Genomic DNA, 335 nt, shown 5'->3' on the forward strand with positions numbered 1-335 from the left:
AGCATTCTCGAGCTGACCATTTGATTTAATCGTATCCGTCTTTGACACATTATTGAGCATTTCAACAGCCTTGCTGCTATTTGTACGCGCTGTTTTGCCAATACCGATCGTTAATGCGGGAAGTACACCTGACTGCCTTAACTGCTGATTGCAATCTTTATATACTGCCGCCATTTTCGACAGTACATAGCGTTCAAATAGTTTAAGCACGATAAGCTTTGCTCGGATGCCAAAATCGAGACAGTCACATGCTTTTGCAAAGGCATCACATAGCTTATGCGGGGACGCGGGAAAGTCTTTAGAAAATACTTCACTCTCATCAAGTATAAAGGAAA

At 42.1% G+C, this 335-nt stretch carries 1 protein-coding gene; it reads right to left on the reverse strand.

Going from position 1 to position 335, the window contains the following annotated elements; genetic code table 11:
• Positions 1–335, reverse strand: a 335-nt coding sequence (locus tag A3735_RS10700) for a DUF1631 family protein (protein WP_156499600.1), incomplete at both ends; no start/stop codon positions are given.

Source organism: Oleiphilus sp. HI0061 (assembly GCF_001635675.1).